19 protein-coding genes and 1 pseudogene are annotated in these 17,186 nt (G+C 60.9%); 8 read left to right on the forward strand and 12 right to left on the reverse strand.

Annotated features, from left to right (window positions below; all coding sequences use genetic code 11):
• The first annotated feature begins 109 nt into the window (after positions 1-109).
• Entirely contained in the window at positions 110-814 is a 705-nt protein-coding gene (locus ACR9ZQ_RS39640; RefSeq protein ID WP_310382156.1) for a transcriptional regulator NanR, read from the forward strand.
• 55 nt (positions 815-869) lie between these two features.
• Here ACR9ZQ_RS39640 and ACR9ZQ_RS39645 read toward each other — a convergent pair whose 3' ends face one another.
• Positions 870-1,613 (reverse strand): SDR family NAD(P)-dependent oxidoreductase, encoded by a 744-nt coding sequence (locus ACR9ZQ_RS39645; protein ID WP_439018733.1) that lies wholly within the window; start codon positions 1,611-1,613, stop codon positions 870-872.
• A gap of 166 nt (positions 1,614-1,779) precedes the next feature.
• A complete protein-coding gene (locus ACR9ZQ_RS39650) occupies positions 1,780-2,358 on the reverse strand; it encodes a hypothetical protein (protein ID WP_481430662.1) in 579 nt (192 codons plus the stop codon).
• A gap of 231 nt (positions 2,359-2,589) precedes the next feature.
• Here ACR9ZQ_RS39650 and ACR9ZQ_RS39655 point away from each other — a divergent pair, with 231 nt between their 5' ends.
• Positions 2,590-3,330 carry a DUF6683 family protein gene (locus tag ACR9ZQ_RS39655; protein ID WP_481430663.1) on the forward strand — a complete coding sequence of 247 codons (741 nt, stop codon included), beginning with the start codon at positions 2,590-2,592 and terminating at the stop codon, positions 3,328-3,330.
• Positions 3,331-3,337: 7 nt separating this feature from the next.
• Here ACR9ZQ_RS39655 and ACR9ZQ_RS39660 read toward each other — a convergent pair whose 3' ends face one another.
• Both ACR9ZQ_RS39660 and ACR9ZQ_RS39665 read right to left on the reverse strand, forming a co-directional pair.
• Positions 3,338-3,970 carry a pyridoxamine 5'-phosphate oxidase family protein gene (locus ACR9ZQ_RS39660; RefSeq protein ID WP_481430664.1) on the reverse strand — a complete coding sequence of 211 codons (633 nt, stop codon included), beginning with the start codon at positions 3,968-3,970 and terminating at the stop codon, positions 3,338-3,340.
• 55 nt (positions 3,971-4,025) lie between these two features.
• Positions 4,026-4,571 (reverse strand): carboxymuconolactone decarboxylase family protein, encoded by a 546-nt coding sequence (locus tag ACR9ZQ_RS39665; RefSeq protein ID WP_481430665.1) that lies wholly within the window; start codon positions 4,569-4,571, stop codon positions 4,026-4,028.
• A gap of 121 nt (positions 4,572-4,692) precedes the next feature.
• On the opposite strand from ACR9ZQ_RS39665, the gene ACR9ZQ_RS39670 reads away from it, so the two are divergent.
• The 6 genes from ACR9ZQ_RS39670 (at position 4,693) to ACR9ZQ_RS39695 (ending at position 10,106) form a co-directional block, all read left to right on the forward strand.
• Positions 4,693-5,613, forward strand: coding sequence for a LysR family transcriptional regulator (locus ACR9ZQ_RS39670; RefSeq protein WP_481430666.1), 921 nt, complete (start codon positions 4,693-4,695; stop codon positions 5,611-5,613).
• 119 nt (positions 5,614-5,732) lie between these two features.
• Entirely contained in the window at positions 5,733-6,209 is a 477-nt protein-coding gene (locus ACR9ZQ_RS39675) for a MarR family winged helix-turn-helix transcriptional regulator (RefSeq protein ID WP_310380438.1), read from the forward strand.
• Positions 6,206-8,275 carry an FUSC family protein gene (locus tag ACR9ZQ_RS39680; protein WP_310380441.1) on the forward strand — a complete coding sequence of 690 codons (2,070 nt, stop codon included), beginning with the start codon at positions 6,206-6,208 and terminating at the stop codon, positions 8,273-8,275. Before ACR9ZQ_RS39675 ends, ACR9ZQ_RS39680 begins: the two co-directional genes overlap by 4 nt.
• 5 nt (positions 8,276-8,280) lie before the next feature.
• Positions 8,281-8,490, forward strand: a complete 210-nt coding sequence (locus tag ACR9ZQ_RS39685; protein ID WP_025668935.1) for a DUF1656 domain-containing protein — start codon at positions 8,281-8,283, stop codon at positions 8,488-8,490.
• On the forward strand, positions 8,487-9,350 hold the full coding sequence (locus ACR9ZQ_RS39690; RefSeq protein ID WP_310380444.1) for an efflux RND transporter periplasmic adaptor subunit: 864 nt from the start codon (positions 8,487-8,489) through the stop codon (positions 9,348-9,350). Before ACR9ZQ_RS39685 ends, ACR9ZQ_RS39690 begins: the two co-directional genes overlap by 4 nt.
• A gap of 153 nt (positions 9,351-9,503) precedes the next feature.
• Positions 9,504-10,106, forward strand: coding sequence for a hypothetical protein (locus ACR9ZQ_RS39695; RefSeq protein WP_481430667.1), 603 nt, complete (start codon positions 9,504-9,506; stop codon positions 10,104-10,106).
• 184 nt (positions 10,107-10,290) lie between these two features.
• On the opposite strand, the pseudogene ACR9ZQ_RS39700 reads toward ACR9ZQ_RS39695, so the two are convergent.
• From ACR9ZQ_RS39700 to ACR9ZQ_RS39735, 8 genes and pseudogenes are all read right to left on the reverse strand, one after another.
• Positions 10,291-10,713, reverse strand: a pseudogene (locus ACR9ZQ_RS39700) (PIN domain-containing protein).
• Positions 10,710-10,955: a FitA-like ribbon-helix-helix domain-containing protein gene (locus ACR9ZQ_RS39705; RefSeq protein WP_310380449.1), complete on the reverse strand. Its 246-nt coding sequence runs from the start codon at positions 10,953-10,955 to the stop codon at positions 10,710-10,712. The pseudogene ACR9ZQ_RS39700 and the gene ACR9ZQ_RS39705 overlap by 4 nt, the downstream one beginning before the upstream one ends.
• Positions 10,956-11,059: 104 nt before the next feature.
• Positions 11,060-11,389: an L-rhamnose mutarotase gene (locus tag ACR9ZQ_RS39710; protein WP_481430668.1), complete on the reverse strand. Its 330-nt coding sequence runs from the start codon at positions 11,387-11,389 to the stop codon at positions 11,060-11,062.
• A gap of 4 nt (positions 11,390-11,393) precedes the next feature.
• Entirely contained in the window at positions 11,394-12,512 is a 1,119-nt protein-coding gene (locus ACR9ZQ_RS39715; protein WP_481430669.1) for a mandelate racemase/muconate lactonizing enzyme family protein, read from the reverse strand.
• 8 nt (positions 12,513-12,520) lie between these two features.
• Positions 12,521-14,044: a sugar ABC transporter ATP-binding protein gene (locus tag ACR9ZQ_RS39720; protein WP_481430670.1), complete on the reverse strand. Its 1,524-nt coding sequence runs from the start codon at positions 14,042-14,044 to the stop codon at positions 12,521-12,523.
• Between the two features lies 1 nt (position 14,045).
• Entirely contained in the window at positions 14,046-15,002 is a 957-nt protein-coding gene (locus ACR9ZQ_RS39725; RefSeq protein ID WP_481430671.1) for an ABC transporter permease, read from the reverse strand.
• A complete protein-coding gene (locus ACR9ZQ_RS39730; RefSeq protein ID WP_310380458.1) occupies positions 14,999-16,018 on the reverse strand; it encodes an ABC transporter permease in 1,020 nt (339 codons plus the stop codon). Before ACR9ZQ_RS39730 ends, ACR9ZQ_RS39725 begins: the two co-directional genes overlap by 4 nt.
• Before the next feature lie 72 nt (positions 16,019-16,090).
• Positions 16,091-17,116: a sugar ABC transporter substrate-binding protein gene (locus ACR9ZQ_RS39735; protein WP_310380460.1), complete on the reverse strand. Its 1,026-nt coding sequence runs from the start codon at positions 17,114-17,116 to the stop codon at positions 16,091-16,093.
• Between the last annotated feature and the right edge of the window lie 70 nt (positions 17,117-17,186).

Below are 17,186 nucleotides of genomic sequence, written 5' to 3' on the forward strand. Positions count from 1 at the left end.
TCCATTTTCTGCAATGGAAATTTTCAACAGGTGTGAATTTCGCTTGGCGCGCTTTGTCGTCGGTCGGTGAAAATGCTAAGGGAGAGAAGATTTGAGCCAGCGAGACGCCATGACCTCAGCCATCGAGCCAATTGTCCGTCGAAAACTGTCTGATGAAGTTTTTGACCGGCTGGAACGGCTGATCACATCAGGAGAGTTGCAACCGGGCGACGAAATGCCCTCCGAGCGCGTTCTGATGGAACGCTTCGGCGTCGGCCGCCCCGCCATCCGCGAGGCGATGCAATCTCTCGCCAACAAGGGCCTCGTCAGCATCTCGCACGGCGAGCGGGCGAAGGTCTTGAAACTGACTGCCCAGTCGATCTTTCGCCAGGTCGACCTGACGGCGAAGATCATGCTGTCGCAATCGGCGGATTCGCTGGAGCACCTGAAGAGTGCCCGTATCTTCTTCGAGCGCGGTATGGCGCGGGAGGCCGCCCAGCGCGCCAAGCAGGCCGATGTCGAAGCGCTCCGCGAGATCATCGACCATCAGCGCGCCTCGCTCGGCCACGCCGAAGAATTCATTTCCGCCGACATGCGGTTCCATACCCGCATCGCCCAGATCTCCGGCAATCCGATCTATGTGGCCGTCAGCGAAGCCATGCTGGCATGGCTGAAGGAATATCATACGGAAATGCTGATCTGGACCGGCAAGGAAAAATATACGCTCGCCGAACATGAAGAGATCCTGGAGCAGCTTGCCGCCAACGACGTCGATGGCGCCGAAGCGGCGGTGCTCAAGCATCTGGAGCGTTCGCGTTCGCTTTATATGAAGTAGAGCCAGCCGCTTGCGGCGAACGGCGCGGCAACGCCATTCACGCGCAAACAGAATGTCAGTGGTGACAGCAATCCTGAGCCACTTCAGGCGCTGGCGGAACGTAAGCGGCAAATTCCTGCTCAAGTGCCTTTATGACGCCGGTGCGCCAGCCATCGGCAACGCGTTCGGAATAGGGGTCGGGGAAGATATCCTCCTCGCCTCTTTCGAAACCGTCGAGTATTCCCGCTGCCACCAGGGCAGGCGGCGACTTCGGTACCTCGAAGCCGCGTGTCATGTCGGTATCAACCGGCCCCGTGAAACAGCTGTGCACCGCGACACCTCGGCCTGACAAGAGCGCTCGGAAGGCCTGCATGAGATTATGTGCCGCCGCTTTCGAGATCGAATAGGCCGGCGTGGACGCGACCGGCACGAGTGCCGATAGGGAGAGATTGTTGATGATGGCGCCTTTCGACCGCGTCAGTGCCGGCAGCAAAGCCTGGGTCACCCTCAGCGGCCCGAAGAAATTGACCGCCAGATGGCGATTGATGATGTCCGTATCGCCGAGATCGTCGGGCATGAAGATGCCGGCATTGTTGATGAGGATATCGAGGTTCCCGACAGTAGCGGCCGCCTTCTGGACATCCCACTCATCGGTAATATCGAGCTTTACGAAGGTGACGCGTTCATCGTCATGCTGTTGCTCGCCGCGCGATCCCGCATAAACGTGCTTTGCACCGCGCCGCAGCGCTTCGTCCATGAGAGCCCGGCCGATGCCGCGATTGGCGCCGGTGATCAGCACCGTTTTGTTTTCGATGTTCAAGACATGCTCCTATAATTGGCCATGTCATCAGGAGGGGTTCCCTGATGATCGCCAAGGAGCCTAGGCCCGGCGGCCAATGACGGGGAGTAACAAGTCTGGCGGGATTTCTGGAGTGCCGATGACGGCAACAGTCACCGGTTTTGCGTTGTGTAATGCGCCTCTGTTCTCAGTTTTTCTGCTGCTTGGGCAGCTCGCCCAATTGCTGCGCCACCGACGGGTCGATCACTACAAGGAACATCGAGGCGCCCGCAGGCGCAAAGGCATTGGCAAGACTGATGCCGAAAAAGGCTTTTCGTCCGCTGCCATCAACGATCCAGTAGCGAAAGCCCGGTGTGATTGACGACGTCATCTCGCCGACGAACTGGCTTGTCTGGAATGTCGCGAGCAACGGCTCTTCCTGAAAGCTGCCGCCACCCATTCCGAGAACCATGCAACCCTTTGCGGGCTTTTCCAGGACGGTGCCTTCGCTCACCTCCAGCAGAAAATCGTCGGGTGATTTCTTCGCCGGTGTTCCGATCTCCCAGAAGGTCTTGCTGGTCGGCATCATCATCGGAACGTTCGCCGGGCTGAGCCTATTGGTGGTGGTCGAGTTCGTGGAGGGGTGATAGGGCGCCATATCGATATTCTTGAAATCCGGAAACTGCGCGAGACAGGTCTTCGTGAAGACCTCGGCGACCCTGCCCTCGGCCATTGCCGGCGATGCCAGGAGAGCAAGACCAAGACATGCCGCAAGATGAGCCTTCACCGGAGCCTCCATCGTTTCTATCCGGATATTGCTCGAACTATCCCCGGAGGCTGGGGCAAAGTCCAGTTGCTGCTATAGCCACAGGGGTATGTCCGATGCCGCACATTCGCAATACGGTTCTGCGAGGATATGAAGCTGCGGGCATGCGGAGTAGGCCTCAAGCCATCCCTTCACCTTGCCGACACGAACACGCCGCATATATTCGCCTCGGTTGCGCCTTGGGGTTCCTTGATGAGACATGCTCGAATTATCGTCGTTGGGTTCAGTCTCTGCCTGCCGGTGAGCGCAAGCGCCCAGGCAGATTTTGCCGGGCCGCTGAGCCCCGGCGCCTTCGAGGCCACCTTGAATATGGGGCCGATCGCCGAGACGCTGCGCCGGCAGATGCAGCGCCCGGTGCCGCAATCGAACTCGGGAAAGCAAGCGCCTGCCGCCGCCAAACCGGTCAGCGTCGCAGACTTTCGCTATACACCGTCGAAGTCGCGCCGTTCCGCCAATCTCGAGAATTTCGTATCGAAGACCAAAGCCGTCGATCCGAAAGGTGCTGACACGCTCGCCAAACTCTTTGCCTCGCAGGATATCATTGAGGCGATGCGCCCACCACTTGCCCGCTACGGCCTGAGGATCGACAATGTCGTCGATGCCTATACCGTCTGGCTGATCAGCAGCTGGCAGGCGACGCGTGGCACGACTGACGACCCGAGCCCGGCATCGACGGCTGCCGTGCGCCGACAGGTCATGAATGCCATGGCATCGGCCGCCATCGTCACCACCGCAGACGACGCGTCGAAGCAGGAGATGGCTGAAGCCCTGCTGCTGCAGGCGGCGCTGGTCGAAAGCGCCGTCGAGCAGTCTCAAAGCGATCCCGACCAGCTCCAGGCCGTCGGCCGGGCAGCAGCCCAGGGCGCTCGTGGCATGGGCATTGATCTCGCCGGTATGACGCTCACTGATCGGGGCATGGTTCCGGCTCAGTAGCCAGGCGCTACTCGGTATCTCCAGCGCGCGCGATCTGCGCCCGCAAGGCGGCATTCTCGGCTTCCTGCTCTGCGAGACGCTGGCGAAGCGGCTGGACGGCGACGCCGATCTCCGCGTCGGTATAGCGTGGTGTGATATGCTGCGGGCAATTCCAGTCGAAAGCTTCGAGGCGAAGGCGGAAAAGGCGTTCCGGCTTTGCGCGATAGGACGGCGTGGCGACAAGCTCCGTCAGCGCAGGATCCGTATCGAGCGCCAGCTTCTCGGCATGCGCATAGATCTTCAGCCGCGCGCGGCGGGGATAATCCATGAGAAAGAGGCAGACCCGCTCATTGGCCGCCAGATTGCCGACGCTTATATACTGCCGGTTGCCGCGATAATCTGCAAAGGCAAGCGTGCGATCGTCGACCACCTTGAGAAAGCCCTGTGGACCACCCCGGTGCTGGACATAGGGCCAGCCCGTTTCGGAAACGGAGGCCATGTAGAAACTGTCGCGCGACCCAATGAAGGCGCTCTCGTTTTCCGTGAAGCGGTCGAAACTCCTGTCGGTCGGCAGGTTGGTCCAGAAATCCTGAACACCCATTTCGGCCTGGGCTGCGCGCACGCTGGGCGTCGAGGCTATATCGAGAAATCCGTAGGACATGATCCATCTCCTCAAGGTTGGGAGGGAGCGGAGCTTCAGCCCCGCTCGTCATCCATTAGGCGGCATTGGCAGCGGACACGACCGGGAAGTCGATATCGGTCTTGGCGACTTCGTTCAGATAATTGGTGAAAGAGTTTTCGGCGACCAGAGCGACGATTTCGACGACCTGCGCATCCGAAAAACCGGCGGCGCGGACGCTCGCGATATCGGCGTCGGAGACATGACCACGCGCCTCGGCGATCTTTGCCGCAAAGCCGACGGCAGCATTCGCCTTGGCATCGGCAGAGGCACCTTTCCTGTTGAGGGCGATTTCTTCCGGGCTGATCTTTGCAAGGTTGAGGCCGAGATAGGTATGGGCCGACAGGCAGTAGTCGCAGCCGTTCACTTCAGCGACGGCCAGAGCGATCCGTTCACGCGTCTTGACATCGAGTGTCCTGGAAAGGGCGTTCTGGAAGCTGGTGAAGGCGGTCAGCGCGGCCGGGCTGTTGGCGATAAGGCGGAAGATATTCGGAACCGAGCCCAGCGTCTTCTGGATGGCGTCGAGCGTTGGTTTTGTTGCTTCTGGTGCATCGTCCTTGGCGGGAATGATAATACGGGACATGGAGATCTCCTTCGCTGCCGCCAAACCGTGATTGGCTTGTTGACGCAAATGTGTCGATTTCCATTCACCAAGAGAATATACTTAAAATGAAAGTAATTTTACCGGAAAATGGAAGAGTGGTTTGGATCGGTTCGAAGCCATGTCGATGTTGCTGGAGGTGGTGGACAGGGGAAACCTGTCGGCGGCCAGCCGTTCGCTGAAAATTCCCCTGCCGACTCTGAGCCGCAAGATCACCGATCTGGAGACGCTGCTCGGAACCAAGCTCTTGACCCGCACCACTCGCAGGATCGCCTTGACCGATGCAGGCACGACCTATGTCGATGCCGCCAGACGAATCCTCGAGCAGGTGGAGGAGGCCGAACGTCAGGCATCCGGCGAATTCGCCATGCCGAAGGGCGAGTTGGTGATCACAGCTCCGGTGCAGTTCGGCCGCCTTCACGTACTGCCTGTCGTGACGGACTTTCTGGCCATCTTTCCGGCGATCAACGTGCGGCTGATACTGGCGGACCGCAATATCGATCTCGTCGACGAGCATGTCGATATGGCCGTGCGCATCGGCAATTTGCCCGACAGCGCCATGGTCGCCACGCGCGTCGGTACGGTTCGCAGGGTCGTCTGCGGCAGTCCGGCCTTCTTTGCCGGCCGCGGTGTGCCGAAGGAGCCAGCCGATCTTCTGGGCCTGCCCTGCATCAGCGTCGAGATCCTGACGCCAACCGCCGGCTGGCAGTTCCGGAAGGTCGGAGCAGCAAAGGTCATCGAGGTGTCGATCAGCCCGCGACTTTCCGTCACCACGACCGAGGCGGCGGCCGAGGCCGCCATCCGCGGCGCCGGCATCACCAGGCTGCTTTATTACCAGGTCGCAGGGGCAGTCGCGGCCGGCGCACTGAAACTCGTGCTTGAAGACTTCGAACCGGAGCCCGCTCCCATCCACCTGGTCCATCTCGCCCGTGGCCAGATGCCGCTCAAAATGCGCCACTTTCTGGATTTCGCCGCACCCCGGCTGAGGGCGAGCGTCGCTGCCCTGCAATCTTCCTCCAGGTAAGGCAATTCCTGCTCATCTCCATCCTGACGCCAGCTGTCTTCGGACATCCGTCGGGAGCAATTTCCGCTCGTTTTAGAATATCGTTTGAATCCTAACTATTTTAATGCTACTAGAATGACATGCAATCATTTACGTCCCTTCAGCGCGTTTTCACCGCGAACCTTCTGTCGACCGGCCGCAGCTGGCGCCGGGCGGTGGATCTTGCGCTGACCTCCCACGGCATCTCGGAAGCCTGCGCAGCGCCATTGCTGTGGATTGGCCGTTTGGGCGGTGGTGTGCGCCAGGTCGTGCTGGCCAATCACGTTGGCATCGAAGGGCCCTCTCTGGTCAGGTTGCTCGACCAGCTGGAAGCGCTCGGTCTCGTGGTGCGCAAGGATGATCCGATCGACAGGCGGGCAAAGGGTCTCTGGCTGACGGAGGAGGGCCAGAGCCTCGCAACCCGGATGGAGACCGTTCTCGATGACCTGCGCGGCAGGATCCTCGCGAATGTCAGTGAAGCCGATCTTGAAGCGGCGGTCCGCGTTCTGCAGGCCTTCGAAGAGATCAACCCGTCGCAGGTTGCGGCGGTTGCACAGCAGTTTGAGGAAACATCGTGACCCTTCCCTCCTGGCGGGACTGGCTTTTCTCGGCCAAGGCCTTCCTCGCCTCCATGCTTGCCCTTTTCATTGCCTTGTCCCTGGACCTGCCGCGGCCTTACTGGGCAATGGCGGCTGTCTACGTCGTTGCCAATCCGCTTGCGGGGGCGACAAGTTCGAAGGGCCTCTATCGCGCGCTCGGCACGCTTCTCGGCGCAAGTGCGGCCGTCTTCTTCGTGCCGCTCTTCGTCAATGCGCCGGAGCTTTTGAGCATCGTCATCGCGCTCTGGACCGGCACTTTGCTGTTCATCTCGATGCTGGACCGCTCTTCGCGCAGCTATGTCTTCATGCTGGCCGGCTATTCCCTGCCGCTTATCGCGCTACCGTCCGTCGGTTCGCCTGACACCATCTTCGACACAGCCCTTGCCCGCTCGGAAGAGATCATTATCGGCATCGTCTGCGCCAGCCTCGTCAGTGCCGTCGTCTTCCCGACCAGTGTGCGCAGCGTGCTCGGCCAGCGCATTTCCACCTGGCTTGACGATGCCGGCAGCTGGGCCAATGATATTCTGCGCGGCGAGGGTGCGACGCCGGCAACGCCCTTGAAACGGCAGAAGCTTGCCGCCGACGTCACCGGCCTCGACCTCATCATCAGCCAGCTTGGTTACGATGCGGGCAGCCGCGATATCGTACGCCATTCGCGTGAAGTGCGCGGCCGTCTCCTGATGCTGCTGCCGCTCTTCTCCTCGCTCGCAGATCGTCTTCATGCGTTGAAGACCGAGCGCGAGGTGCTGCCAAAAGATCTGATCTGCCTGCTGAACGAAGTCGCGGACTGGCTGAGCCTCGGCGCGAAATCTCAAGCTGACGACACGACTGAAAAGCTGGCGCAGCGGATCGAAAGTCTCCGCGAGGCCGACCCGGATCGGCGCTGGGGCGACCTGCTGCTTTCCAGTGCGCTGGCGCGGCTGAAGGAGATCGTGGATCTCTGGCAGGATTGCCTGACGCTGCGCGACGAAATCATCAGCGGCAAACATTCCGGTCCTTGGCGGCCGGCCTTTCGCCATCGCCAGATCGTCGGCCGTATCAGGCATTTCGATTATGCGCTGCTCGCCTTCCAGGCCGGCGCCGTCGTAGCCGGCATTCTGGTCGCCTGCCTGTTCTGGATCTATAGCGGCTGGCAGAATGGCGCCGGCTTCGTCACCATGGCAGCCGTTGCCTGCTCCTTCTTCGCAGCGCTTGATCGGCCGGCACCGTTCATCACCTCGATGTTCATCTGGTGCGGCATCAGTCTCATCATCTCCTTCGTCTATATTTTCGGCATCCTGCCGATGGTCAACAGCTACGAGCTCCTGGTTCTTGTCTTCGCTCCGCCCTTCCTGCTCTTGGGGTTAATGATCCCCAAGCCGCAGTTCAACATGTTGGCCATGCTCTTGACCGTAAACAGCGCCTCCTTCATCGCGTTGCAGGATCGTTACACGTCGGATTTCACCAGCTTCACCAATGAGGCGATCGCGGCCCTTGCCGGTATCGGCTTTGCGCTGGTCTGGACGCTGATTGCCCGTCCCTTCGGCGCCGAGCTTGCCGCCTGGCGGCTGGTGCGGGCGGGCTGGACCGATCTTGCCGAGACGGCGGCAGGCGAACGCCGCGCCGATCACCAGCGGCTTTCCGGCCGCATTCTCGATCGCCTCGGCCAGCTCGTACCGCGTCTTGCCGTCGTCGAGGATCGCGAATTGAAGAAGGTGGATGGCTTTGCCGAAGTGCGCATCGGCTTCAACGTGCTGATGCTGCAGAACGAACGCAAGAGACTGCGTGGCGCGAGCGCCGCATCGCTTGGCGCGGTTCTCTCCGGCGTCGCCGAGTTCTATCATGACCGTATTGCGGCCGGTCGGGCGCTCGATCCGCAGGACGGCCTGCGCCAATCGATCGACGACAGCCTCAAAATCATCGCGCTCGAAGACAACAGGCGCGGCGCCGACAGCATCGACGCCCTCGTCGGCCTCAGACGCGCTCTTTTCCCTGACGCAGCCCCGCCAGCAAGCTGGCACGCGGCCGAGGCTGCGCCGCAACTCCTCCCGCTTGCCGCCGAGTAATTGTCATGCCCGCAGAATTTGATGTTTACGGCGTCTATGTCCCACGCCTCCTCGTTCTCATGGTGCTGAGCCTGATGCTGATCATCGTCATCAGACGGATGCTGGCCTGGCTCGGTGCCTATTCCCTCGTCTGGCACCGCGGTCTCTTCGACCTCGCCCTCTACGTGCTCGTCCTTGGAGCCGTTTCCTCCTTCACACGCTGGTATTTCGCATGAACTCCCTGAAATTCATTGGTCGCCTCATCGTCACTCTTGCCATGGTCGTCGCTGCGGTCTTCGTCGGCCGCGGGCTCTGGGGCCATTATATGGACGAGCCCTGGACGCGCGATGCGCGACTGCGCGCCGATGTCGTCGGGATCGCGCCCGATGTCTCCGGCCTCGTAAGCGAGGTGCTCGTCACCGATAATCAGGCGGTGAAGACGGGCGATATCCTCTTCCGCGTCGACCGCGCACGTTTCTCGATCGCGCTCGCACAATCCGAAGCGGCACTCGAAGGCAGCAAGGCTGCGCTCGACCAGGCACACCGTGAGCGCGAGCGCCAGGAGCGCCTCGGGCAAGCCGCGTCCCTGCAGCAGAAGGAACAAGCGCAGACGGCCGAAGAACAGGCCGAGGCCGCCTTCCGCCAGGCGACCGCCAACCGCGATCTCGCTGCGCTCAATCTCGAACGCTCGGAGATCAAGGCGACGGTCAATGGAACGGTCTCCAATCTCAGCCTGCGCCCGGGCGACTATGTCAGCGCCGGAACCGCCAAGATTGCCTTGATCGATACCGATTCCCTGCGTGTCGAGGGCTATTTTGAGGAAACCAAGCTGCAGCGCATCCATCCCGGCGACAAGGTTTCGATCCATTTGATGGGCCAGTCGCAGAGACTTGGCGGCCATGTCGAAAGCATAGCAACCGGCATCGAGGACCGCGAACGCACCGCCGGTACCGGCCTTCTCGCCAACATCAACCCCACCTTCAGCTGGGTGCGCCTTGCCCAGCGCGTGCCCGTGCGCATCAGCATCGACAATGTGCCTGATGATGTCAGGCTGATCGCCGGGCTGACGGCAACCGTCGAGGTGGACAAGAGCTGATGGCAAGCTTTCGTGTGGCCTGCGAATCTGGATAATAATGCAGGCTGAACAAGATCGAAGGTGAGATCACCGGGGCTTCGCAGAATGATAAAATCCGCTTGCAGGCACGCAGTCCTTGTCGCTGCTGTGCTGCTGTCATCGGTGGTCGCCACAATGGCGCAGAGCCAGCCCGTCTCGGTCTGGAGCGACTTCATCCGGAACAGGCGCGATCTCGCCGCTCTCGATGAGCACAAACGGAAAAAAATCCTCAATGACCTCGGTGCGGCGATCATGGCCGATCCCGACGGCGTGAGTATCGAGATCGAAAGAAGCAGGGGCGCGCCGGCGCTTTGCCAATATATGCGCGTCATGTTCGCAAGCGACAGAACGCCTGAGGTGGTTGATCAGCTTGACGCCGTGCTCCATTGGGGCAAGCCGGATAAATCCATCCGCGAGATGCTGAGTACACCCGCCTATGACGACGGCAGCACCTGGTTTCCAAGGGCGAAGAGAGCTGGCTATTTCACCGGTTGCGTGGCCGGGGTGCTCGATGGAAAGAGGAGAAGCAGCACGAGCCTCGCGAGCCGATTACCTTTGCTCCTGAGTTCGAGGGATCAAACCATCATTGCCCTGCAGATTGCCGAGCGCTTGAAGATTGGACGGCCATCCAAAGGCGATAGCTATGCCAAGTGGATGCTGAATGGCCTATCGAAAAAAGACCTTGTCTCCCCGGATGTGATGGATTGGTTCGAGCTTGGTTTCGACAGAGCGTATTGAATGGGTTCAATAAGCAAAGCTGTCGCAATCGCGATGCGGCCCGGCAATTATCTTGCCTGCCGGACGTCGAGCAGCACCACCGCACTGACGAGAATGATCAGCAAGGATAGGGCGGGCCTGGGCGTGGATAGTCGGAAAATTTGCAACCGACCGACCCCGGCCCTGATGAGATCGCCTATTTAGATCAGCTTGCCTTCCACGTGTTCACGACCGCCAGGCCGATATTCTCGAAATCGGCTTCGTTGCGCGTCGCAAGCGACGCGCAACGAGATAAGGTTATGGCTGCGATTTGTGCATCAAATTGTGCTGATGGGGCGACCGGCAGCGCGCGGCCTAGTCGCTATAGTGGCATAGACGTCAGCTGCTTCGCGATCGAAGGGTAGGACACGCCCTGCAAGATCCTCATTGAAGATCGTATTATTGTGGCCTCTAGCTCCCGACGGCGGCGACCTCCGGGTAGTAAACGCAATCCGTACAGGATTTCTGCCTCGGTGATAGACGTCGTGAATACAGAAGCTGGGCCCTGCTCGGCCAACCGGTCGATGACGGCTGGACTCGGGGATGACACCAGCAGCTCGGAAAGAACATTTGTATCGAGGATGATCACTTTTCGAGGTCCGGCATGTCACGAATAGGCTCACGTGCGGGAATATCAAGGTCAACGCCACCAGTCGGTGCAACGCGTGCCCTGATGGATTGAACAAGGTTGCGTGGTGTCTCGCCGGTGGCCAGTGCCGATCGAAGAATATCGCGCGCTTCCTCTTCCATGGACCGGACGTGGCGCGCAGCCCGGATTCGCAGGCGCCGTTTCAGCGCATCATCGATATTGCGGATGGTGATGCTGGCCATAAAGGCCTCCTGATATCGTTGATTGCGCATAATGCAATGATGGCAGAATTGCAATTCAATGGATCCCGGAAGCGTTCTGTTTCGGGCGCCTGAGCAACGCCGGTTCAATCAAAGTGAAACACTTCCGGCATCATCGCCCACCACTCACCGTCCTTGCGCGTAGCAAGCGGCTTCTGGCAGGGCATGCAGGCCGCCCACCATTGCCGATTTGCCGGATCGGCGGCCATCTTCGCCATATCGGCTTCGAAATCGTCACCGACATATTCCCAATAGCCAAATAGCAGGTTTTCCGGCTCTTTCAGGAAGATAGAATAGTTGGTGATGTTGCAGGCCGAGATCAGTGACAGGATCTCCGGCCAGACGGCCACATGCAGTGCCTTGTAGTCTGCGACCCTGTCCGGCTCCAGGCCGATCACCATGCCCATGCGCTGCATATTGCTACCGCCCTTGGGTAATTTCTGTCGTGAATTCGGCGATGCTGCGTTTCTTGACGGCATCCCAGTCCCATTCGATGCCGATGCCGGGTTCGGAGGGGGCGATGGCGCGGCCGTCGCGGATTTCCATGCCCTTGGTGGTCAGATCGTCGAGCTGCGGAATGTATTCGACATATTTGCCGTTCTGGATGGCGCAGACCAGGCTGACATGCAGCTCCATCAGGAAATGCGGGCAGACCGGAATATCGAAGGCTTCGGCCGCATGCGCAACCTTCAGCCAGGGTGTGATGCCGCCAATGCGGGCGACATCGACTTGTACGATCGAGCAGGCGCCCTTCTGCATATATTCGCGGAAATGCCGGATCGAATAGATGGATTCGCCGACGGCAATCGGCGTCGCGGTCGAGCGCGACAGCCGGATATGGCCGTCGAGATCGTCGGCCGGCAGTGGTTCTTCGATCCAGGCGAGATCGAGTTCCCTCAGCCGTTCTGCCCGGCGGATCACTTCATCGATGGTAAAGCCTTGGTTGCAGTCGGTCATGATTTCGAAGCCATCGCCGAGGGCGGCGCGCACGGCAGACAGACGGGCATAATCCTCAGCGCCGCGCGGCTTGCCGATCTTCACCTTCGAACCGCTAAAACCCTTCGCTTTCGCCTGCAAGGCGTCTTCGACAAGCGCCTCCTTTTCGATATGCAGCCAGCCGCCTTCGGTCGTATAGAGCGGGCAGCTTTCCTTGGCACCGCCGGCAAGTTTCCAGAGCGGCAGGCCCTGCTTCTTGGCTCTCAGATCCCAGAGTGCGGTATCGACGGCCGCCAGCGCCAGCGCCGTGATCGCGCCGATCGTCGTTGCATGTGTGGCAAATTCCATTTTGTGCCAGATCGCCTCGATGCAATCGGCATCCTCGCCGATCAAGAGCGGCGCCAGATGGTTCGACAGAAGGCGCATGACGGAGGAGCCGCCGGTACCGATCGTGTAGGAATAACCGGTACCCGAAGCACCGTCGGAATCGGTGATGGTGACGATTGGCGTTTCCTGGCTGACGAAGCTCTGGATGGCGTCGGTACGCTTCACCTTCGGCGGCAGGTCCACCATGCGCAATTCGATCTTTTCAATGCGGGCCATGGTTCCTCCTAGCGTGCCGTGCGGGTTTGGGCGGGTTCGGCCGCGTGGATTGCCGACATGATGGCGCGGCTTGCCGTCTCATATTTGCGGTCGTTTTCATGTTCGTGGACGATCTTGAAACCGTGCATGACGAGGATGCGGTCGGCGAGCGCCACCATTTCCGGCATGTCGCTGGAGATCAGCAGGATCGCCATGCCCTTGTCGGCAAGCCCGTTGATCAGCTCGTGAATATAGGCCTTGGCCTTGATGTCGATGCCGACGGTCGGCTCGTCGATGAAGAGGATATCGACATCGGCGGCGAGCCACTTGGCGAGCGACACCTTCTGCTGGTTGCCGCCCGAGAGATTGCCGACGAGCTGTTCGAGATTGGGCGTGCGGATTTCCAGCTGCCGGGCAAGTGGTGCGGCGATCCGGCGCTCCTGGCCGGCGCCGATCAGGCCGAAGGTCGAGGCGATCTTGCCCCAGACGGTCATGGCGATATTCGAACGGATCGGATGAGCGAGGATGACCCCCTCATGTTTCCTGTCTTCGCTGACATAGCCCATGCGAAAGCGCTTGATCGCCTCCTCCACCGAGCCGATACGCACCGGTTTGTCGTCGATCAGAACCGTGCCCGACTTAAGCTTGTCCTTGCCGATGATAGCGCGGACGAGCTCAGTGCGGCCGGCACCGACGAGGCCGTAGAGGCCGAGGATTTCACCGCGACGGAGGCAAAAAGAGATATTGCCGTGGCCGGTCGCTGTCGCGACATCGCGAAGCTCGATCTTTGGTGCACCTTCCTGCGGCTTGCCGGAGCGGGCAATCACCGGCCGCTCCGCGCGGCCAATCATCGCCTCGATCAGCGTCTGCCGTGTCATGCCGGCCATCGGCGCGCCACGCAGTGTCGTCTCTCCGTCGCGCAGAACCGTGACCCGGTCGCAAAGGCTCAAAACTTCTTCGAGCTTGTGGCTGACGAAGAGGATCGCGGTTCCCTGATCACGCAGTTGTCGCACGAGCCTGAAGAGAATTTCGGTCTCAGCATCGGTGATCGATGCCGTCGGCTCGTCGAGCAGCAGAACCTTGGCCTGGTGGCTGAGCGCCTTGGCAATCTCCACCATCTGCATCTGGGCGACGCTGAGGCGGCGCACTTCCATTGCCGGATCGACATCGAGGCCGACTTTGCGAAGGTGTTCGCGCGCCTGTTCGTTGGCGCGGCGAAAATTGACGAGTCCGTTTCGAACCGGCAGCCCCTCCAGGAGAATGTTTTCGGCCACCGAGAAGCGAGGGATCAGGTTACGCTCCTGATGCACCGCCGAAATGCCGAGCGCGATTGCATCGCGGGGCGATGAGAGGGATAGAGGCGTGCCGTCCAGCGTCACTGTCCCGCTGTCTGGCCGATGGACACCGGTGATGATCTTGATCAGCGTCGATTTGCCGGCGCCGTTTTCGCCCATCAGCGCATGGATCTCGCCGCCATTGAGGGTCAGAGACGCATTGTTGAGCGCCCGCACGCCCGGGAAGGACTTGCCGATCCGGTCCAGAATGAGTGCCATCTCAATCCTCCCCGACCCGGACTGCGCGGTAGCGGTTGACCCAGACGGCGGCGAGGATCAGCGCGCCGAGCAGGAAGGTCACCCAGTAGGGATCGACCGCCAGCAGCACCATGGCATTCTGGATCAGCCCGACCAGCAACACGGCGATGAGAGTGCCGAGAATGGAGATCGAGCCGCCGGCAAGGCTCGCTCCGCCGATGATCGGCGCCGCAAAGGAAATGACCACCCAATCTGCGCCGATCGTCGGCTGCGCTGAGCCGAGCTGGGCGACGGCGAGCACGCCGGCAGTTGCGGCCAGCAGGCCGGAAAGCACATGCGCCATGATCGTCGCGCGGGCGACCGAAATGCCCGAAAGCTCCGCCGCATGGGCATTTCCTCCGACCGCCAGCATGTAGCGTCCCTCGACCGTGCGGGCAAAGAAGATGACGAGCAGCACGGTCACCACCAGTGGTACGATCAGCAGCAGCGGGAAGGGACCGAGGCGTCCATTGCCGAAGGCGACGAAGGCCGGCGACAGATTGTAGAAGGGAATGGCCTTGGTGATGCCGAGATTGATGCCGGCAAAGGCTGATCCGGTCGCGAGTGTGACGATGAAGCCGTTGATGCCGGTGCGCACCGTCAGCCAGCCATTGATAAAACCGGCAAGACCGCCGAAGGCGAGGCCGACAATGATTGCGGCGATGGCCGGCAGTCCCCAGACATCCATAAGTCCGCCGGTCACGACAGCGACGAGCCCGCCGAGCGCCCCGACGGAAAGGTTCATCTGGCCGACGCCCAGCATGACCATCTGGCTGAAGGCGACGAGCAGCGATACGCAGATGCTGCGCAGCATGACGAACCAATTGAATTCCGTCATGAATGCGGGGGAGGCGAAGGCGAGCGCGATGCCGCCGGCGATGACGCCGACCAGGATGCCGGACCATTGTGTCCTTGCGGCAAGGGAAATCAGCGTCTTCATGCGCGCCTCGTCTGTTCGCGGATTGCGAGCTTCGTCCGGTAGCGTTCGAACAGGATCGCCGAGAGCAGGAAGATGCCGAGGAAGAGCTGCAGCCAGAAATTCCCGACCTGCAGCACCAGCAGGCCGCTGCGGATGGTTGCGACCAGCATTGCACCGAGGATCGTACCAACCACCGACACCATTCCGCCGGCAAGCGCCGTGCCGCCGATGACGGGGGCAAGGAAAGAGGGCAGCAGCCAATCGTCGCCGGCAACGCCGGGCATGGCCGCTGACAGTCGTGACGTCAGCATCAAGGCTGCTGCTGCGGCCAGCATTCCCGAGAGCACATGCACGAAGACGGTAATCCGTCCGACAGGGACGCCCGACATTTCCGCCGTGCGCGCATTGGCACCAACAGCCAGGATCTGCCGGCCGAGCACGGTATGCTTGAAGAGCATGTAGAGCAGGGCGCCGATGAAAAGTGCTACGACCGCCAGCGACGGCACCGGACCGATGCCACTGCGGCCGAAGGCGCCGAAACTCGCCGGCAAACCGTTCAGCGGCACGCCCTTGGTGAAGATCAGCATGCCGCCGGAAAACAGGCTGGCGCTGGCGAGCGTCACGATGAAGCTGTTGACGCCGGTCTTGACGATCGCAAGCCCATTCAGCGCGCCGAGAAGGCCGCCGAAGGCGAGCGTCAGGATGATCGCAAGCGGAATGGGCAGGCCTGCCGTCTGCATCAGATAGCCCGCAGCCATGACGGAGCAGACACCGATCGCGCCGACTGAGAGGTTCATGCCGCCGGTCGCCAGCACTACCATCTGCGCGAAACCGACGACGACATCGATCGCGACCGAGCGGCCCATGGAATTCAGGTTGAAGCGCGACAGGAAGCCCGGCGCCAAGCTGGTGAAGACGGCCCACAGGATCAGAAGGATGATCAGCAGGCCGAGCTGCGCGGGCCCCCTGGTCAGCAATCCCAGCAGGCTGTGTCTGCCTGCATCTGGGACGGGGCTATCATTGTCGATGGGTGCCATGCGCTGGGATGACCGGTCTCGTGGAACAGGAATGATCGGGCGCAGGGCAGATTCGACCCCGCGCCGCTCTCGTTATTTGCAGGAGAGGTAGGTGTCCTTGAAACTCCCCTGCAGTTTCTTCGTCAGCGCCTTCAGATCGTCCTTGTAGCTGTCGACGTTCTTTTCCGAGATCAGCAGCGTGCCGGAATCGACGAAATGCGCCGTCTGAGGTGTGGCGATCCAAGGGGCGTCCGCCTTCACGCTGCAGCCTGCTGCCATCTGGTCGAGCACATAGGCGCCGATATAGGCCTGGCCATAGGGGTTCTGCGCCATGGTGCCGGCAACGAAACCGTCGCGGATGCCGTCAAGGATGATCTTGTCATCGTCGATGCCGACAAGCTTGATCTTCTTGTCGCCAAGGTTCTTGAGCGCGGTCGCAGCCACGACTGAGGAAATATAGCCGGTGGCGATCAGGCCGTTGATCTTGTCCTTTTGCGCGGCAAGCAGGGCATTGATCTTCTGGTCGCCCTGTTCCTGGCTGTCGGTATCGCCGACCGTCTGCAGCAGGGTGACGGCGCCATTTGTCTCGCCGACGGCCTTTTCGACCGCCTTGACGCGCAGCGTCGTATTCGGGTCGACGAGCAGGCCTGCGAGATGAACAATCGTGCCCTTGCCACCCATCGCCTCGATCAGCGCCTTGGTGCCGAGATAGGCCGATTGCGAAACATCGGTCGCCAGGCAAAGCCCGACATCGGTCGGATCCTGCGCGCAGCCGCCAAGTGCCACCGAGGGAATGCCGTTGCTCTTCATTTCCGACAATATGGCGTTGACGCCGACTGCGTCACCCGGAAACACGCCGAAGCCATTGGTACCCTGTGCCGCAAGGCTTTCCAGAAGCTCAGTCTGCGCCTCCAGCTTCCATTCGCTCGGCACTTTGTACTCGACTGCAGCGATGCCGAAATCCTTGGCGGCATCGGCGGCAGCCTGTTCCCATGGCGCGAAATAGGGGTGCGGACCGCCCGGAACCAGGGCGATCTTGTTGTCCGAGGCGAAAGCGCTGAGCGGCGCGACTGCCACGGAGCATGCAAGGCCTGCAGCAATGAGACTGCGAATTGTCATGACATCCTCCCGTTTTGGGCAAGTCCGGTCCTCTTCCAGCATTGCCATGTCCAATCGCTAACACGATCGA

Source organism: Rhizobium sp. KNZ14-9A (assembly GCF_056755015.1).

Coding starts and splice junctions, on each gene's coding strand:
- ACR9ZQ_RS39640 (WP_310382156.1), top strand. CDS start 110: ATGACCTCAGCCATCGAGCCAATTGTCCGTCGAAAACTGTCTGATGAA.
- ACR9ZQ_RS39655 (WP_481430663.1), top strand. CDS start 2,590: ATGAGACATGCTCGAATTATCGTCGTTGGGTTCAGTCTCTGCCTGCCG.
- ACR9ZQ_RS39660 (WP_481430664.1), bottom strand. CDS start 3,970: ATGTCCTACGGATTTCTCGATATAGCCTCGACGCCCAGCGTGCGCGCA.
- ACR9ZQ_RS39665 (WP_481430665.1), bottom strand. CDS start 4,571: ATGTCCCGTATTATCATTCCCGCCAAGGACGATGCACCAGAAGCAACA.
- ACR9ZQ_RS39675 (WP_310380438.1), top strand. CDS start 5,733: ATGCAATCATTTACGTCCCTTCAGCGCGTTTTCACCGCGAACCTTCTG.
- ACR9ZQ_RS39685 (WP_025668935.1), top strand. CDS start 8,281: ATGCCCGCAGAATTTGATGTTTACGGCGTCTATGTCCCACGCCTCCTC.
- ACR9ZQ_RS39690 (WP_310380444.1), top strand. CDS start 8,487: ATGAACTCCCTGAAATTCATTGGTCGCCTCATCGTCACTCTTGCCATG.
- ACR9ZQ_RS39695 (WP_481430667.1), top strand. CDS start 9,504: ATGGCGCAGAGCCAGCCCGTCTCGGTCTGGAGCGACTTCATCCGGAAC.
- ACR9ZQ_RS39705 (WP_310380449.1), bottom strand. CDS start 10,955: ATGGCCAGCATCACCATCCGCAATATCGATGATGCGCTGAAACGGCGC.
- ACR9ZQ_RS39710 (WP_481430668.1), bottom strand. CDS start 11,389: ATGCAGCGCATGGGCATGGTGATCGGCCTGGAGCCGGACAGGGTCGCA.
- ACR9ZQ_RS39715 (WP_481430669.1), bottom strand. CDS start 12,512: ATGGCCCGCATTGAAAAGATCGAATTGCGCATGGTGGACCTGCCGCCG.
- ACR9ZQ_RS39720 (WP_481430670.1), bottom strand. CDS start 14,044: ATGGCACTCATTCTGGACCGGATCGGCAAGTCCTTCCCGGGCGTGCGG.
- ACR9ZQ_RS39725 (WP_481430671.1), bottom strand. CDS start 15,002: ATGAAGACGCTGATTTCCCTTGCCGCAAGGACACAATGGTCCGGCATC.
- ACR9ZQ_RS39730 (WP_310380458.1), bottom strand. CDS start 16,018: ATGGCACCCATCGACAATGATAGCCCCGTCCCAGATGCAGGCAGACAC.
- ACR9ZQ_RS39735 (WP_310380460.1), bottom strand. CDS start 17,116: ATGACAATTCGCAGTCTCATTGCTGCAGGCCTTGCATGCTCCGTGGCA.